This is a genomic window from Candidatus Magnetaquiglobus sp. (genome assembly GCF_058402785.1).
The window spans coordinates 1-16,407 of record NZ_JBZVFG010000055.1 but is presented as its reverse complement, the minus strand read 5'-3'; the positions used below and the strand labels follow the sequence as shown (position 1 = coordinate 16,407).

The 16,407-nt window shown below is 62.9% G+C and carries 15 protein-coding genes; 11 read left to right on the top strand and 4 right to left on the bottom strand.

All coding sequences use genetic code 11. The features are described 5' to 3' along the window. The 8 genes from ACV4UY_RS14525 to pnp form a co-directional block, all read left to right on the top strand. Positions 1-746 (top strand): DUF448 domain-containing protein (locus ACV4UY_RS14525; protein ID WP_491608296.1); only part of this gene is annotated, 746 nt, incomplete at its 5' end. A gap of 81 nt (positions 747-827) precedes the next feature. Further along, positions 828-3,881, top strand: a complete 3,054-nt coding sequence (infB, locus tag ACV4UY_RS14520; protein WP_491608295.1) for a translation initiation factor IF-2 — start codon at positions 828-830, stop codon at positions 3,879-3,881. Positions 3,882-4,325: 444 nt separating this feature from the next. Continuing rightward, entirely contained in the window at positions 4,326-4,601 is a 276-nt protein-coding gene (locus tag ACV4UY_RS14515) for a hypothetical protein (protein ID WP_491608294.1), read from the top strand. Positions 4,602-4,679: 78 nt separating this feature from the next. Continuing rightward, positions 4,680-4,967, top strand: a complete 288-nt coding sequence (locus tag ACV4UY_RS14510; RefSeq protein ID WP_491608293.1) for a DUF503 domain-containing protein — start codon at positions 4,680-4,682, stop codon at positions 4,965-4,967. Beyond that, positions 4,964-5,347, top strand: coding sequence for a 30S ribosome-binding factor RbfA (gene rbfA, locus ACV4UY_RS14505; protein WP_491608292.1), 384 nt, complete (start codon positions 4,964-4,966; stop codon positions 5,345-5,347). Before ACV4UY_RS14510 ends, rbfA begins: the two co-directional genes overlap by 4 nt. Before the next feature lie 3 nt (positions 5,348-5,350). Beyond that, positions 5,351-6,286, top strand: coding sequence for a tRNA pseudouridine(55) synthase TruB (gene truB / locus ACV4UY_RS14500; protein WP_491608291.1), 936 nt, complete (start codon positions 5,351-5,353; stop codon positions 6,284-6,286). A 49-nt stretch (positions 6,287-6,335) separates the two neighbouring features. After that, positions 6,336-6,605 carry a 30S ribosomal protein S15 gene (rpsO, locus tag ACV4UY_RS14495; protein WP_420903489.1) on the top strand — a complete coding sequence of 90 codons (270 nt, stop codon included), beginning with the start codon at positions 6,336-6,338 and terminating at the stop codon, positions 6,603-6,605. 271 nt (positions 6,606-6,876) lie between these two features. Continuing rightward, complete coding sequence (gene pnp, locus ACV4UY_RS14490) at positions 6,877-8,955, top strand: polyribonucleotide nucleotidyltransferase (RefSeq protein WP_491608290.1); 2,079 nt, start codon at positions 6,877-6,879, stop codon at positions 8,953-8,955. A gap of 125 nt (positions 8,956-9,080) precedes the next feature. Here the strand turns inward: pnp and ACV4UY_RS14485 are convergent, their stop codons facing one another. Then, positions 9,081-9,419 (bottom strand): hypothetical protein, encoded by a 339-nt coding sequence (locus tag ACV4UY_RS14485; RefSeq protein WP_491608289.1) that lies wholly within the window; start codon positions 9,417-9,419, stop codon positions 9,081-9,083. Positions 9,420-9,656: 237 nt separating this feature from the next. Between ACV4UY_RS14485 and ACV4UY_RS14480 the strand changes: the two genes are divergently transcribed. From ACV4UY_RS14480 to ACV4UY_RS14470, 3 genes are all read left to right on the top strand, one after another. Further along, positions 9,657-10,025, top strand: a complete 369-nt coding sequence (locus ACV4UY_RS14480; protein WP_491608288.1) for a hypothetical protein — start codon at positions 9,657-9,659, stop codon at positions 10,023-10,025. A gap of 289 nt (positions 10,026-10,314) precedes the next feature. After that, entirely contained in the window at positions 10,315-12,927 is a 2,613-nt protein-coding gene (locus tag ACV4UY_RS14475; RefSeq protein ID WP_491608287.1) for a bacteriohemerythrin, read from the top strand. A 43-nt stretch (positions 12,928-12,970) separates the two neighbouring features. Then, the gene (locus ACV4UY_RS14470) at positions 12,971-13,450 is read left to right on the top strand and encodes a GNAT family N-acetyltransferase (protein ID WP_491608286.1); all 480 of its coding nucleotides are present in this window, start codon (positions 12,971-12,973) and stop codon (positions 13,448-13,450) included. A 267-nt stretch (positions 13,451-13,717) separates the two neighbouring features. Here the strand turns inward: ACV4UY_RS14470 and ACV4UY_RS14465 are convergent, their stop codons facing one another. Genes ACV4UY_RS14465 through ACV4UY_RS14455 form a run of 3 tightly spaced genes read right to left on the bottom strand, consistent with a single transcriptional unit; the run spans position 13,718 to position 16,256 of the window. Further along, on the bottom strand, positions 13,718-14,404 hold the full coding sequence (locus tag ACV4UY_RS14465; protein ID WP_491608305.1) for a glycosyltransferase family 2 protein: 687 nt from the start codon (positions 14,402-14,404) through the stop codon (positions 13,718-13,720). Positions 14,405-14,406: 2 nt separating this feature from the next. Next, a complete protein-coding gene (locus tag ACV4UY_RS14460) occupies positions 14,407-15,480 on the bottom strand; it encodes a radical SAM protein (protein WP_491608285.1) in 1,074 nt (357 codons plus the stop codon). Then, positions 15,477-16,256, bottom strand: coding sequence for a hypothetical protein (locus ACV4UY_RS14455; RefSeq protein WP_491608284.1), 780 nt, complete (start codon positions 16,254-16,256; stop codon positions 15,477-15,479). Before ACV4UY_RS14455 ends, ACV4UY_RS14460 begins: the two co-directional genes overlap by 4 nt. Positions 16,257-16,407 lie beyond the last annotated feature (151 nt).

The window sequence follows — 16,407 nt, the reverse complement described above, 5'->3', positions numbered from 1 at the left end:
AAGTGTCGCGGGCCGGGAACGGTCGGGCCGAAGTGTCGCGGGCCGGGAACGGTCGGGCCGAAGTGTCGCGGGCCGGGAACGGTCGCGAGGCTCCGAACGTCGGAACGCCACGCGTGGAGGCGACGGAGGCCGGTGGGGTCGGCGAAGGCGTGACGGGTGCGCGACCGATCGGTCGGGAGGAGCGCGACTCCCCCTGGCGGCGTTGCGCGATCAGCCGCAACCGGCGTCCCAAGGAGCAGTTGTTGCGCTTTGTCATCGATCCGGGCGGTCGTCTGGTCGAGGATGTGTCCTCCTCCCTGCCTGGACGCGGCATTCATGTGCTGCCGGATCGAAAACGGGTGACGGCGCTCATGACCCGGCATAAAATGGGTCGCGACGAGGTGGATGCCGTGCTGATGCGTCTGGCCGGTGCCCTGGAGCGGCGTTTGTTGGACGGCATCGGACTGGCGCGGCGCACCGGCGGGTGTCGGGTGGGACTGCGCGAGTGCGAGGAGTGGATCCGGCGCGGGGCCCGTCCGTTGATCCTCATGGCCGAGGATGCCGTGGGTCTGCGCGAACGGCTGGAACCGTTGGGTGCTCCGCACGGGGGGGTCGAGATCGTCCGGGTTCCGGGGACCGAACGATTGGGGACCTTGTGGTCCGGTCGCACGGTGGTGGTGATCGCGGTGTTGCATGCGGGTGTTGGTGCGCGGATTCGTGCCGATGCCGCTCGATGGTGGAGTTTTACGCGCGTGGATGCGGGATGATGGGGTGGGTTTGGGGTTGTTTCCCCCGGCACGGCAAGGCGCGCGAAGTGGCCGGGTTGAGACGTTTAAACGACGATGCCGATGGGCATCGCACTGGTGGAGAAGGTTCGGTTGAGCGACTTGAATGACAACGATGGCGATGGCGAGGGTTCGCGGTTGACCTTGAAGGCCCCGCGCCGCATTGTGCTGCGCAAGACGGTGGAAGGGGGCTCCATCAAGCAGAACTTCTCCCATGGCCGCAGCAAGAGCGTGGTGGTGGAGGTTCGCAAGAAGCGCACCTTCGTCAAGGGTTCGGGCGATGAGGTCGATGGCCTGGATGTGGTGCGCGAGGAGGCGCAACTCAAGGAGAATGCGCGCATGGGCGCGGCCTCCTCTTCGAGCGCCTCCGCGACGGATCCGGGCAAGGACCGCAAGCATCAGATCCTGACGCCGATGACCCCGGCGGAACGGCAGTCGTTCCAGGAGAAGCAGGAACAGGAACGGTTGGCGCGCGAACAGGCGGAACAGGAACGTCTGGAGGCCGAACGGCGCCGTCTGGAGGCCGAACGACAAGAGGCCGAGCGACGCGCCCGTGAGCGCGAGGAGGCCGAGCGTCGTCTGGAGGCCGAGCGGCAGGCTGCTGCGGCGGTTGCCGCGCCGGTCGTCGAACCGACCCCCGAGCCGACCCCTGCGCCGACCCCCGAGCCGGTGAAACCAGAGCCCGAAGCGGTTGCCGAGCCTCGTCTGGTGGTCAAGCCCGCCGCGGACAAACCCAAATCCGAAACCAGGCCATCGGGCCTTGCCGCCACGGTGCGCATCGAGGCCGTCCGGCCCCGCGAGCCCGCCGCGACCAAGCCGGATGTGGCCGCCACCCCGCCCGCTCCCCGCGCCGCCACCCGCGAAACGTTGGTCCGTTCCACGGCCCCGCGTCCGGCCACGCCGGCCACGCCGGCCACGCCCCTGGTTTCCGACCCCGCCGAGGAGATGGTGGCCGAGGAGCCCAAGTCGCTGGTGCCGCCCCGTGAGGAGAATCGCAATCTGACCCGAGCCCAACGGGAGGATCTGGCGCGCAAAAAGACCGAATTGCTGGTGGCCAAGCGGCTCACGCAGCTCAACGAGTTGCGCGAGCAGAAGCGGCTTATCGACGAGCGGCGCGCGGTCGAGGCCGACACCTCCAGTGGCAATGGCGATGGCAGTGGCAGTGGCGATAGCGCCTCCCGCGAGACCCTCAAGAGCAAGGGCAAGCGCAAGGGTGGCAAGAAGGTCACGGTTCCGAACCTGCCGCAGGAAAAGCAACTCCCCATGCGTGGCAAGACCCCTCCCATGGGGGTCAAGCCGATGGCGCGTCGCGGTGCCGTGGGTCGTTTCGACATGCCGGCTCCGCAGCCGGTGCTGCGCGACGTGATCATCCCCGAGGTGATCACGGTGGGCGAGCTGGCCAGCCGCATGGCGATCAAGTCCTCCGAGGTGATCAAGCGGCTCATGGCCCAGGGGATGATGGTGACCATCAACCAGGTGCTCGACCAGGATACCGCCGTGTTGGTGGTGGAGGAGCTGGGGCACCGTCCAAAGACCATCTCCGAGGGCGCGGCCATCGAGGCCGAGCTGGCCGACAGCAACGATCTGGACAAGGATCTCACCATCCGTGCCCCGGTGGTGACCATCATGGGTCATGTCGATCATGGCAAGACCTCGCTTCTGGACGCCATCCGCAAAACCGATGTCGCGGCACGGGAGTTCGGTGGCATCACCCAGCACATCGGCGCCTATCAGGTGTTGATGGAGAATGGGGCGATGATCACCTTCCTGGATACGCCGGGTCATGCGGCCTTCACGGCCATGCGTGCCCGTGGTGCCAAGGTGACCGACATCGTGGTGCTGGTGGTGGCCGCCGATGACGGTGTGATGCCCCAGACCGTGGAGGCCCTCAACCACGCCAAGGCGGCCAAAGTGCCGATCATCGTGGCCATCAACAAGATCGACCGTCCGAACGCCAATCCGGACCGGGTGATGCAGCAGCTCTCCGATCAGGGTCTGATTCCCGAGGCGTGGGGTGGAGAGACGATCTATCTGCAAGTGTCGGCCAAGGCCGGAATCGGCATCGAGAGCTTGAAGGAGATGATCCTGCTCCAGGCCGAGGTCCTCAACCTGCGCGCCAATTTCGGCAAGAAGGCCCGCGGGTTCATCATCGAGGCCAAGCTCGACAAGGGGCGTGGCGCGGTGGCGACCTGTCTGGTGGCCAACGGCGTGTTGCGGGTTGGCGATATCTTCGTGGTTGGTGCGGAGTGGGGCAAGATTCGCGGTCTGCTCAACGACAAGGGGCAATCCGTCACCGAGGCCCCGCCGGCCACCCCGGTGGAGGTGATCGGTCTGTCGGGCGTGCCGTCGGCGGGGGATGATCTGATCACCGTTCCGGACGAGCGGCGCGCCAAGGAGATCGCGGCGTTCCGCATGCGCAAGAACAAGGAGCTGGAGCTGGCCAAGCAGATCCCCACCACCAAGCTCGACGATCTGTTCGATCAGATCAAGCAGGGCGAGATGGAAGAGGTGAAGGTGGTGATCAAGGCCGACGTGCAGGGTTCTCTCGAGGCCGTGTCCGATGCGCTGCTCAAGATCACTCACGAGAAGATCCGTGTCAACATCATCCACACCGCCGTGGGTGGCATCACCGAGTCGGACGTGATGTTGGCGGTGGCCTCGCATGCGTTGGTGGTGGGTTTCAACGTGCGGGCCGATGCCAAGGCGCGCGAGCTGGCCAAGCGCGAGCAGGCGGACATGCGGTTCTATTCGGTGATTTACGATCTGGTGGACGACATCACCAGCGCCATGGAAGGGAAGTTGTCGCCGATTCTCAAGGAGGTGACGTTGGGACGCGCCGAGGTGCGCGAGGTGTTCCGCATCACCAAGGTGGGTTTGGTGGCCGGTTGCATGGTGCTGGATGGATTGATCCAGAAGAGCAATTACATCCGTTTGTTGCGTGACGAAGTGATCGTGTATGTCGGGACCATTCACGCCTTGAAACGTTTCAAGGATGATGTGCGCGAGGTGCGTGAAGGGACGGAGTGTGGCATCAGTCTGGACAAGTTCACGGATCTGAAGACAGGGGATCTGTTGGAGGCGTTCAGTCGCGAGGAGGTCAAGGCGACCATCGGGTGATGCGGGGTGTATGAAAGGTCGTGATGCGGCGTGCATGAGATCGTGGCTTCGATTGCCTGAGCGCTGGTTTTTTTTTGCAACAGCGGAACTCCCGCGCGTCTCCATACGGATTGGGTGGACGGAATCGGCCTGAATCGGCTAGAGTATTCGGGAAGATCGTCCTCTGTGGGGAGTGCGTCGCCATGTCCGGTCTTGTCGCCACTTTGGATACCCACGAATTCGTCAAGCAGATGGTTCCGGCTTCACCGAGGAGCAGGCGGAAACCCAGGTGGCGCTGCTGACCGATATTCTCAGCCATCCGCTTTCCACCAGGGCGGACATCTTTCAGATGGACACGCATGTGCTGGAGTTGCAGCGGGATATCAGTCCCTGGATGCCAGGATCGAGACCGTTCAAGCCGATCCGAAACGCGACATCAAGGAGCTGGAGGCCAGGATCGAGACCATGCGCGTTGGATTGCAACGGGAGATCGAGATCATGCGCGTTGGATTGCAACGGGAGATCGAGACCATGCGCGTTGGATTGCAACGGGAGATCGAGGTCGTCAAGTCCGAAACCATCCGATGGCTGGCTGGGATGTTCGCGGCCCGGACCGCCCCGATCTCCGGTGCCATGTTCGCGGTGATGAAGTTTTTGCAACCCGCGTTGGCGTCGGTCAGCCCGTCGTTCCCCCTGAGTGCCCCCCTGACGCAGACACCCCCGCCGGGGTTGGGAAGGTGATGCGTTCCGCATGTTGAATCCATGGTTTTTGCTTGGGACCGGCGAGGGGTGGATGCATCCCTTTCACGGAGCCTGCCCATGATGCGGGTCGGCGTTCTCGAAGTGCGGCTGGAGCTGCCCGGCGTGCGTTCCCTGAAAGAGAAACGTGGCATCGTCAAGAGCCTTCTGGAGCGTATCCGCCACCGCTTCGGGGTGGCCTGCGCCGAGGTGGACGAACTGGACCGCTGGGATGGGGCCGGATTGGGGTTCGCTGCGGTGGGCAATGAAACGGCGACGGTGCAGAGTCGCTTGCAGAAGGTGGCCCATTTCATCGAAGATGATGGCGAAACGGTGATGATCGATTATCGACTGGAGATCGTGACGTGAGTGTGCGGGTGGATCGGGTACGGGGACAGATCCGCAAGGAGCTGGCCGCCATGCTGCAACGGGGCGAGGTGCATGATCCGGGTCTGGCGCTGAGCATGATCTCGATCACCGATGTGGAGCTGAGCCGCGATCTGCACTATGCGGTGGTTTACTTCACGGTGATGGGACAGGAGGTCGGCGAGGTGATGTCCGCGTTGCAGCGGGCCTCGGGGTTCATGCGCGCACGGGTGGCCAAGGCCCTGGGTTTGCGACTGGCGCCCGAGCTGCGTTTCCAGCCGGATCAGTCGCTCAACCGCGCCGACGCGATGGAACGGTTGCTGAAAAGTATTCATATTCCAGAGGAAAAGCCGGGCGAGGGAGACGCCCAGGCGGAGGCATGATCGATGGGGCAGGGAAAGCGTTCAAGGAGTGCCGGCCCACACGGCTGGGTGGCGATCCACAAGGAGGTGGGCATGGCCTCCACGCGGGTGGTGGAGCGGGTCAAACGCATCATCCGGGCGGGCCGGGCCGGACATGGGGGGACGTTGGACCCCTTTTCGGAAGGGGTTCTGCCCATTGCCCTCGGCGAGGCGACCAAAACCCTGGCCTCGGTGCTCGATGGCGACAAGGCCTATCGCTGCTGGGTGCGGCTGGGGTCCGAAACCGATACCGGGGATCCGACCGGCCAGTTCATTCCCGGAAACACGAACTTCCCGGATCGGGCGACGGTCCTCGAAACCATCGCCCGCTACCAGGGGGAGATGGATCAGATCCCACCGGCCTATTCGGCCATCCATGTGGATGGGGAACGGGCCTACGATCGGGCGCGACGCGGCGAAACGGTGGAACTGCCGGCACGCCGGGTGGTGTTTCACGCGGTGGAGCTGGTGGAGTACGCCGGGGATGGCTCGATCATCCTGGACGTGCGCTGCGGCAAGGGGACCTACATGCGCGCCCTGGCCCGGGATCTGGGTCGGGAGTGGGGCTGTCTGGCCCACCTGGAACGATTGCTGCGTACCCGGACGCTGGGTTTTGATCTCGCCGATTGCCTGACGCTCGATGAGCTGACCAGGGCGGTCGCCGAGGGACGTTTGAATGAGGTGCTGTTACCCGTGGATCGGGCGCTGGACGACATCCCGGCGTTGCGACTGCGGTTGGAGGCCTGGAGCCGTGTCTTGAGCGGTCAGGCGGCGTGGATCGATGCGGATGGGGTGGAACCGGGAACGGTTCGCCTGCTTTCGCCCGAGGGACACTTTGGTGCCATCGGCACGCTGGGTTCGGGGAGCGATCCCTCGGGCCGGCGATCGTGCACGCCCAAACGACTGTTCAACCTGACATGAGAGCCACCAGCCATTTTTTTTCATTTCACATCAAGGAAGGAGTTCACCGATGTCGATCACCCAGGAACGCAAGCAGGCCCTGATCTTGGAGTATGCCACCAAGGAGGGGGATACCGGTTCGCCGGAAGTGCAGGTCGCCCTGCTGACCGAGCGGATCAACAATCTGACCGAGCATCTGCGCGGCAACATCAAGGATCATCACTCCCGGCGGGGTCTGTTGAAAATGGTGGGGTTGCGTCGTCGTCTGCTGACCTATGTGAAGGGGCAAAGCAACGAGCGCTATCTGACGTTGATCAAACGGCTGAATCTGCGCAAGTAGCTTTAACATGATGGGGGGAAGCCCCCCTTATCCTCCGACCGTGGACCTCCCCCCTGGCGGGAGTTCCATGGTAGCATGAGGGGGGAACATCCCCATCACCCCCTTGCCGAGGGATGCCCGCGAGGCGAGCCCCGGTCAATCGCGTGGCTCCGGCGTGTGCGCTCCCAAGGAGAATCCGGGCGCCTCTGGCCGGTTGCCTCGCCACCCATACCACCGGACGCGTTCCCGCGTCCGGTGGATTTCACCCCTACCGATGGATAACCAATCAATCATGTTCAATATTTTCAAGAAAAGCGTACAATTCGGCCCGGAGGTGATCACCCTGGAGACCGGTCGCATCGCCCGTCAGGCCGACGGCGCGGTGCTGGTCACCTACGGCGAGACCATGGTTCTGGTGGCCGTGACCGCCGAAAAGGAGCCGCGTCCTGGCATCGATTTCCTCCCCCTTGGGGTTCACTATCAGGAGAAGCACTGGGCTGCGGGTCGCATTCCCGGTGGTTTCATCAAGCGCGAAACCCGCCCTTCGGATCGCGAAACCCTGACCTCGCGTCTGATCGATCGTCCGCTGCGTCCCCTGTTCCCCAAGAATTTCACCCTGGATACCCAGGTGGTGGCCACGGTGCTGTCGTTCGACGGCGTGAACAGCGCCGACATTCCGGCCATGATCGGCGCCTCGGCGGCCCTGGCGATCTCCGGGTTTCCTTTCGAGGGTCCGATGGGTGGTGCGCGGGTGGCCTATGTGAACGGTCAATACGTGCTCAACCCCACCACCGAACAGATGGCCGAATCGACCCTGGATCTGGTGGTGGCCGGTACCGGCGACGCGGTGACCATGGTGGAGTCCGAAGCCAATTTTCTCACCGAGGATGAGATGCTCGGCGCGGTGATGTTCGGCTTCGAGGGGTATCAGCCGGTGCTTGGTCTGATCCGCGAGTTGTCCGCCGCGTGCGGCAAGCCGCGCATGGAACTCCCTCCGATCGACAAGAACGAGGATGGCCTGTTTGCGGCCTTGCGTTCCGGTTTTGGCGACCGGATGCGTGCGGTATACGAGATCGCGGACAAGATGGAGCGTCAGAAGAGCGTGGCCGCGCTGAAGGTGGAGGCTGCCGAGGCCCTGGGCGAGGGCGACAAGGCGCGCGCCGCCGAGGTGAAGATGGTCTGCAAGCATCTGGAGTCCGAGGTGATCCGCGAGCGGATCCTGTCGGGCGGCACCCGCATCGACGGGCGCACGCTCACCCAGATCCGTCCGATCGACTGTCAGGTGGGTGTGTTGCCGCGTGTGCATGGTTCGGCCCTTTTCACCCGTGGCGAGACCCAGGCCCTGGCCACCGTGACCCTTGGCTCCAAGCGTGACGAGCAGATCGTCGAGAGTCTGCATGGCGAGAGCCGCGAGCGGTTCTATCTCAACTACACCTTCCCTCCCTACTGCGTCGGCGAGACCGGTCGTCTGGGTGCGCCGGGACGGCGTGAGATCGGACACGGCAAGCTGGCTGCCCGTGCGTTGGCGGCCATTCTGCCCGAGCTGGAGGCTTTCCCTTACACCCTGCGGGTCACCTCCGAGATCACCGAGTCCAACGGCTCTTCGTCCATGGCCACGGTGTGCGGTTCGGTGTTGGCCATGCTGGATGCCGGCGTGCCGGTGAAGTCGATGGTGGCGGGCATCGCCATGGGTCTGGTGAAGGAAGGGGAGCGGTTCGCCATTCTTTCCGACATTCTCGGCGATGAGGACCATTTCGGCGACATGGACTTCAAGGTGACCGGCAACGCCCAGGGAATCACCGCGTTGCAGATGGACATCAAGATCACCGGCATCACCCGCGAGATCATGGCGGTGGCGTTGCGTCAGGCCCGCGAGGGTCGTTTGCACATTCTGGGCGAGATGCAGAAGCGCATCGATGCGCCGCGTGTCGAACTCTCGCCCCACGCGCCGCGCATTTTCACCATGAAGATTCATCCGGACAAGATTCGCGACGTGATCGGTTCGGGAGGCAAGGTGATTCGTGGCATTACCGAGGAGACCGGCTGCCAGATCGACATCAGCGACGACGGCACGATTTCGATCTCCTCGGCCAACGGCGAGAGTGCCAAGGCCGCCGAGCGGATCATTCGCGGTATCGTATCGGATGTGGAGAAGGATGCGATCTACGAGGGCAAGGTGGTGCGGATCACCGATTTCGGTGCTTTCGTCAACATTCTGCCCAACAAGGATGGTCTGGTACACATCTCGCAGATTTCCAATCAGCGCGTGGCCAAGGTTTCGGACGTGTTGAAGGAGGGGGATGTGGTGAAGGTCAAGGTGTTGGACATCGACCGTCAGGGTCGTGTCAAATTGACCATGAAGGATTTCTGAGGCAGGGTGTGCTCCGGCCCCCGTCATCGCGGGGGACCGGGGGCGATCATCGCCCCCGGCGGAGGTCTGGAGGCAGAGCCTCCGGGACTTTGCCTTTGACTCTTCCTTTGCTTTTCAGGCGCGATTTACAAAAGCCTTTTTTCGCGCAGCGAAAAAAGGCCCGCGCCAGCCTTCCAGCCCGGTATCGTTCGCGCCTTTGGCGAACGATACCGGGCGCGCTTGCCCTTCAGGCGCGATTTACAAAAGCCTTTTTTCGCGCAGCGAAAAAAGGCCCGCGCCAGCCTTCCAGCCCGGTATCGTTCGCGCCTTTGGCGAACGATACCGGGCGCGCTTGCCCTGAACGAGCCGCCGACATGGATCGCGTGTGCCTTGAACGAGCCGCCGACATGGATCGCGTGTGCCCTGAACGAGCCGCCGACATGGATCGCGTGTGCCTTGAACGAGCCGCCGTTGGTGATCCCCACCGAAAGCGGCTTTTTTGATGGGCGGAATTTGTGCGTACCGCTGTTTTGACCTTTACCACAGCCTTGTTCCCTTTCTCATCGCCCCCTGGTTTGCCCACATTGACGAACGAAACATCAAGATCCGGTTAAGATCTGATTAATCTAAAAAGAACAGCAAAAACATGGCTTGCGACGGACGGATCGATCACTAGAATAGGGGCTCCCGTATTGACGCAACCTTCTGACAGGAGCCCATTCATGAAAAAAACCCTCTCCCTGCCTCTGTTTCTGGTCGTTTTCGGCATGGCCGGCAGCGCCCTGGCCGCGGATTGCGTGATCAGCTATCACCGCACCGCCTGCGCCGGTCAGGAGGCCACCTCCTATGCCAAGTGCGACGGCAAGCAGGCCTGCGACAAGGACAACGCCGCGGCGACCAAGGAAGCCTGTATCGAGGCGGCCAAGAAAGCCTGCCCGAACGATCGCACCGACATCACCAAGTCCAAGGTGATCAAGGCCAAATTCAAGGGTGAGGCACTGGTCGGCGGCTTTAGTGATGCGGGTGCCGCGGATCCCAAGGGTGCCAACTTCTGCGCCGGGGATCGTCCGGACTTCAACAAGTGCAAATAAGTTCGGCCAAGGAACACCCGCAAGGGAGGGTCTTGGTTGGGGGGTGAGGCATTTCTTCCCCCGTTATGTACATTTTCATGCGAAATCAAACCAAAACGAACGGTGGGAGCCTGGCTCCCGCCGTTTTTTTTGGTCTTGTGAATTTTTTTGAAAAATGACTTGTAAGAAGTTGCCGGTTGCCTGATGATTGTTAACACGGGATGCGGCTCAGATCGTCCAAAGGGGGACTCATCGGGCGGCGGGAAGCGATCCAAAGGTTTGACCATCACGATCACCAGGAGTTTTGTGCGTGGAAATCATCAAAATCGCTGTTGCCAAGGGTATTCATTGGGTGGAGATTCCCAGCGCCGGATTGCGGATCTTGTGCGGCTGCCCGATGGACAGCGTGAAACACCTGATGAAGCGTGGGCTGATCATCTCCACGGAGAAAAAGGGGGTTCCGTGCGAAACCGGACCCAATGCCATCCTGCTTTCGGATAACATGCTCCAGAATGGGGAATTGGCCAACCTGGGCGAGTTCCCGGTGTTGCAGATGCTCTACAAGCAGGGTCTCATCATTCCCAATCACCCCAACAACACCGGGCTCAAACCGCTGCTCATCGGCCTGGCCGAGCAGGTCAACGCCCAGTTGCAGTACATCTACCGTGGCAACTACGGTCTGGTTTCGAAAGAGGAGATCGAGGCCACCGGGGTCGATTCGGCCACGGCCCACGAAATGATGCGCCTGAAATTGCGCTTTGCTTTTGGTGCGATCCGCTCCACCGATGCCCTGCTCGACACCTGCGTGGTCGGGGATGGGGAGGTGGAGATCCGCGAGGGGGTGATCATCCGCCGTCAGGCGCGCAATGTCTACGAGTTCGCGTATGCGGGGGAGAGGGTGACGGTGGATCTCAACCTCGCCCCCGGCGAACGCTACGAATCGGCCTATCCGTTGGGGTTCCAGGCGCTGCCGCGTGAATATTTCGCGGTGGTCCACTCCGGCGAGGGGGATGGCTGGGACGTCAACCGTCCGAGCATGTCGAGCATCCTGATGTTCCACGGCAAGATCTATCTGATCGATGCCGGCCCCAATCTGTTCGCCAATCTGTTGGCCCTGGGGATCGGCATCGACGAGATCGAGGGGATCTTCCATACCCACGCCCATGACGATCACTTCTGCGGCATCACCACCCTGATGCGCTCGGGTCGCAAGATCCACTATTACGCCACGCCGCTGGTGCGCGCCAGCGTGGAGAAGAAACTGGCCGCCCTGCTCTCCATCGAGGAGGAGCGGTTCGGGGAGTTCTTCGAGATCCACGACCTGGAGCCGGAGACCTGGAACGACATCGAGGGGTTGGAGGTGCGTCCGATCAACTCGCCCCATCCGCTCGAGACCACGATTTTCATCTTTCGCTCCTTGTGGCAGGATGGGTATCGCAGCTATGCCCACTTCGCGGACATCGTGGCCCTGGAGGTGTTGGAGAGGATGATCACCGACGATCCAAGCCGTCCGGGGATCGATCGGGCCTGTTTCGAGCGGATTCGCGCCGAGTACCTCACGCCAGCCACCTTGAAGAAGCTCGACATCGGCGGTGGCATGATCCACGGCGTGGCCAAGGATTTCAAGCACGACACCTCGGAGCGGATCCTGTTGGCCCATCTGGCACGTGAGTTGACCCCCGAGGAGCGGGAGATCGGTTCGAACGCCCCGCACGGCATGATGGATGTGTTGATCGCCGGTCAATCGGATTTCGCGCGGCGCAGCGCCTTCGCCTTTCTCCAGTCGGCGTTGCCGGACATTCCGATTCATCAGTTGCGCATTCTGCTCAACAATCCGATCGTCCACTTCAAGCCCGGCATGATCCTGCTCAAGGAGGGGGAGAGTCCGAAGAACCTCTATCTGATCCTGACCGGCGCGGTGGAGAAGATTCGCACCAGCCAGAACTATCTGGGCCGTCTTTACAGCGGCACGATGATCGGCGAGGTGCCCGCCCTGGAGGAGAAGGCGGCGCGCTATACCTACAGCACCGCCTGTTTCGCCCAGGCGTTGGAGATTCCTGTTTTTCTGTATCTGGAGCTGGTGCGGCGCAACGACTTCACCGCCCACATCGCCAGGAACGCCGAGATGCGCGCCTTTTTGCAGGCGAGCGCGCTGTTTGCCGAAGGCGTTCCCGATCCGGTGTTGAGCCGGGTGGCCGAGGGGTTGCAGGCGCGCCGTCTGCCGGCGGGGTATGTGATTCCCTGTCAGGAGATGACCGCCCTGAATCTGATCGTCTCGGGTCGCGTGGAACGCAGCCTGGGGGGTGAACAGGTCGAGATTCTGGAAGCGCGCGATCACTTCGGCGAGGAGATGGCGGTGTTTGGCCTGCCGTGCCTGTTTCGTTTCCGGACCCTGGAAGAGACCGCGCTCTTCGCGATTCCCGCCGCGCGGTTGCGGGACATTCCGATCGTGCGCTGGAAGCTTTTCGAGGGGTATCACGAGCGCGCCGCGCGGATGATTCACGCCAGCAACGACAAAACCTTGTTCCACTGGAACGCGGCCTTCGAAATTCAGATTCTGGAGATGGACATCCATCACAAACGATTGTTCGAGATCGCCAACGCCATCATCGGCATTCTGCGCTCCGGGGAGGCGCGTCAATCCCTGGAACAGGCCCTCGACTCCCTGGTGAAATACACGGAGTATCATTTCGTTGCCGAAGAGAGGTTGATGGAGCGCTACGGTTATCCGGAACTGGAGCGGCACAAGGCGTATCACCGTCATCTGGAGCAGCAGGTCATGGAGTATCGTGCTCACATTCTGGAACATGAGGATCCGCGCGGGATCGATTTCAATGGATTTTTCACGGGTTGGATGATTCGCCATATCCTGAGCGCGGATCGTCAGTACAGCGCGTTCCTGAATGCGCGCGGGATCTATTGAGGCTGGAGGAACCACGCCCGCCAGGTGAAGGAGACCGGGGAAGATGACGAAAGGGTGGGAGATCAAGCGGGCGACGGACGCGGACGCACCGGCGGTGGCCGGGCTGGTGGGTGAGTTGCTGGATGAGATCATGCGTCATTACGGCGAGCGGGCTTTCTGGTTCGACCGGGAGGGGAGCGAGGCGCGGGTGGTGGAGGCTGTCGCCCGCGAGCGTCTTTTCATCTGGATCGCACGCGCTCCGGACGGGGAGCCGCTCGGGGTGGTGACGGTGTGCGAGAGTTATGCCTTGTATGCGGAAGGGTTGTTCGCCACGATCACCGAGCTGTATGTCGTCCCCGCCGTTCGTTCGCACGGGGTCGGGGCGGAACTGATCGAACGGGCGCGGATCTTCGGACGGGAGCGGGGATGGGGCCGGCTGGAGGTGACCACCCCGCCGTTGCCGGCCTTCGACCGTTCGTTGGCCTTCTACGAGCGGCAGGGGTTTGCGGTCACCGGGGGGCGGAAATTGAAATGTGTGCTGTGAAACCGCACCCATCATGGGATGCGTCGTTCCATGATCAAGGGTCCAGGGGGAGTATCCCCCTGGTGGGATCCAAGGGCAAGACCCTTGGAATGTTGCTTTTGACTGGAGCGCGCTCTTCTCAAAGAAGCCTTTTTCGCCTCTTTTGCGAAAAAGGCGCCGCGCGCAGCCTTCGCGAGCTTCGTTTCCGCTTTTTACCGAGCAACCCCCGTAAGGGAGGTCCATGCTCCGGGGAGTGAGGGGGGGTTCTCCCATCATGCCAGTTGTTTTCTATCCGAACAGATCCCGCACCAAGGCATAACCATAGCGAAACCACACCCTGGAGAGCCGGATCTTCGACTCTCCGAAGATCCGCGCATGCTCGTGACTGGGCACCTCGACAAGCCGGTAACCCCTCCTCAAGGTTTTGATCACCATCTCCTGCTCGATGGTGGTGATCGCCTCGCGCAGCTCCAACGCCTTCAACACATCCACCCGCAGGGCGCGAAAGCCGTTCTGGCTGTCGCTGATGCGGGCCCCGAACCGCCAGTTGATGCAGGCGGTGATGAAGGCGCTGCCGGCCAGGCGCCAGAACTCCTGAAACGACCCGTGCAGTTCGCTCGAGCCGCCCATGAGACGGGAGGCCTGCACATGGTCGGCCACACCCGCCTGGAGCGGGGAGATCAGTTTCGGGATGTCGGCCACGTCATGGGAGCCGTCGGCGTCGATGAACAGGACCCACTCGGTGGCAAGCGCCGGGATTGCGGCGCGGATGGCGTTGCCCTTGCCCAACAGCGGCACGGAGAGCACTCGCGCGCCGGCATGTTCGGCCAGTGTCGGGGTGCCGTCCGTGGAGAGCGAGTCAACCACCAGCACCTCGGGGGCGTACTTGAGACAGCAGCGCACCATCTCGACGATGGTTTCGGCCTCGTCGCGGGTCGGGATGACGATGGTGAAGGGGAGGGGGAGGGGAGTCATGGTCACGCGGTGCCGGAGAGATCGGGCAGGAGGTTGTTGAGGATGGTCGGGTAGGCGTCGCACGGGGTCCAGCAGCCCGGACAGCGGGCAGCGCGGATTTCGGCGCGGATGGCGCGGGTCGGCGCGCTGGCCAGGAGCGCGGCGAGGTTGCCATTGTGATCACGCAGATTCCCGAGGGGACGATCCCAGATGCTGCATGGGTAAAGGGTGCCGTCCGCGGCCAGGAAAAGCGAGGTGTCCAGGGCGCGACAGGGCATGGGGTGGGTTTGGCCACGCAGGAACGCGCCGGCACGGCTCAGGTAAAGGCACTCCAGAAAGGCGACCGGATCGATGAAGCGTCGGGATTTTTTGGCGTTGAGCAAGGCGGTGATCTCGTCCTGGCGGACGGTGGCCCGTTCCGGCGTGAAGAGTCGGGTGGCGGCGTTGTCGTAATAGTGGGCCGAATGGTGGGCGAGGTTCAAGTGCCAGTGGCGGGCGGTGACGCCGGGAAACCGGGCCTGGACCCGGCGCATGGTCTCGTGGAGCGTGCCGGTGGTGGGATCCGAGAGGGTGAAGCCGAAAAAAAGTTGTAGACGCGGATCCGGATGGGCGCGGAAATGTTCGAAAACCACCATCACCCCTTCCCAGTTGCCCGGCACGCCGCGCAGGGCGTCATGTCGGTCGGGCGGACCATCGAGGCTCAGCGTGATGGTCAGGCGCGGCGGACCCAGGGCCAGGATCTGGCCGATGCGTTGGATGGTCAGGGCGGGGGAGACGGCGTTGGTGGGCAGATGCAGGTGATAGAGCCGGGGGACGCGGCGCAGGATGATGGCGACCAGCTCCGGCAGGTCCGGCCTGAGCAGGGGTTCCCCGCCGGTCAGATCGATCCAGGACCAGTGGGGATGGCGGGTGAGGAACCGGTCGATCTCGGCGGCGGCGAGGGGATGGGCAGGTTCGGACTTTTGCCAGATGTTGCAAAGGCGGCAGCGGGCGTTGCAGCGGTTGGTGACCGCGAAGGTCAGCTTGTAGGGGCGGGGGTGGGCGCGGGGCAGGTTGGCCAGAAGGATCGCGCCGGCCAGATGGAGGAGGGGGCTCATGCGCCCGGACGACGCCCCCGATGCACCGTGAACGTTTGAGGAACACGCGGGTCCGAGGCCTCGTCGAGGGCGGTCCGGGAGACCTCGAGAAGCCATGGGGAGGCGTTGAGCACCTCGACCTGGCGGGGATTGCCATAGACGATGGTGACCGGCGCGGGGGAGCGCTGGATGCGCTCCTCGATGCGGAGCACGACCGACTGCATCACCTCGCGGTTGAAGGGGTTGGACATGTAGATCAGCAGCGGCTCATCCGGCAGGTGGTACTCGGTGACATCCAGATGGATGATGGCCAGATCGGAGCAGCGTTGCGCCGGATCGCGGAATTTGCGGAAGTTATCCGCCGCGATGTCGCAGAGTTGTTTGGCGAACTCCACGCCGAGGATGCGCGCGAAGGGGTGGAAGGAGGCCAGAAGCAGGGCGCGTCCCTTGCCGGCTCCCAGATCGATGAAGACGGTGTGCTCCTTGGGGATGGTGGGCAGCGCCATCACCGCATTGAAGAGGGTTTCGTGGGTGCCTTGATACTCGACCCCCTTGTAGCGGTTGGGGGAGTCGATTTCCAGATCCAGCATGCCGATGCGGCCCGAGGTATCGATGCCGTAGCGGTAATCCAGGGATTGTTTGCGGTTGCGCAGCCGTTTGATCCACAGGGAGGGACGGAGGGCGCGGCGCAGGCGGGACCAGGTGAGATCCTGGGATTTGTAATACAGATAGTAGAGCCGACGGTAGAGCGGCGCGGTGAGCGGATGGGTTTTGAGGCGTTGTTTGAGATCCGTCATGATCGCGGCCAGGGCGGCAGGCTGGGGAACGGGTGATCGATCCGGGATGGGATGGCGATGCCTTGACCCGAGGCAAGGGTTTTGGGTCGAATTGCTTGTAACTGGCATGATGGGGGGAGAACCCCCTCACCCCCCGTACCATGGACCTCCC

Bases quoted from the DNA above. Each gene is read 5' to 3' on its own strand.
- ACV4UY_RS14455 (WP_491608284.1), bottom strand. From the start codon at position 16,256: ATGACGGATCTCAAACAACGCCTCAAAACCCATCCGCTCACCGCGCCG.
- truB (WP_491608291.1), top strand. From the start codon at position 5,351: ATGGGGCAGGGAAAGCGTTCAAGGAGTGCCGGCCCACACGGCTGGGTG.
- rpsO (WP_420903489.1), top strand. From the start codon at position 6,336: ATGTCGATCACCCAGGAACGCAAGCAGGCCCTGATCTTGGAGTATGCC.
- ACV4UY_RS14470 (WP_491608286.1), top strand. From the start codon at position 12,971: ATGACGAAAGGGTGGGAGATCAAGCGGGCGACGGACGCGGACGCACCG.
- ACV4UY_RS14510 (WP_491608293.1), top strand. From the start codon at position 4,680: ATGATGCGGGTCGGCGTTCTCGAAGTGCGGCTGGAGCTGCCCGGCGTG.
- pnp (WP_491608290.1), top strand. From the start codon at position 6,877: ATGTTCAATATTTTCAAGAAAAGCGTACAATTCGGCCCGGAGGTGATC.
- ACV4UY_RS14460 (WP_491608285.1), bottom strand. From the start codon at position 15,480: ATGAGCCCCCTCCTCCATCTGGCCGGCGCGATCCTTCTGGCCAACCTG.
- ACV4UY_RS14465 (WP_491608305.1), bottom strand. From the start codon at position 14,404: ATGACTCCCCTCCCCCTCCCCTTCACCATCGTCATCCCGACCCGCGAC.
- ACV4UY_RS14515 (WP_491608294.1), top strand. From the start codon at position 4,326: ATGCGCGTTGGATTGCAACGGGAGATCGAGATCATGCGCGTTGGATTG.
- ACV4UY_RS14480 (WP_491608288.1), top strand. From the start codon at position 9,657: ATGAAAAAAACCCTCTCCCTGCCTCTGTTTCTGGTCGTTTTCGGCATG.
- infB (WP_491608295.1), top strand. From the start codon at position 828: ATGGGCATCGCACTGGTGGAGAAGGTTCGGTTGAGCGACTTGAATGAC.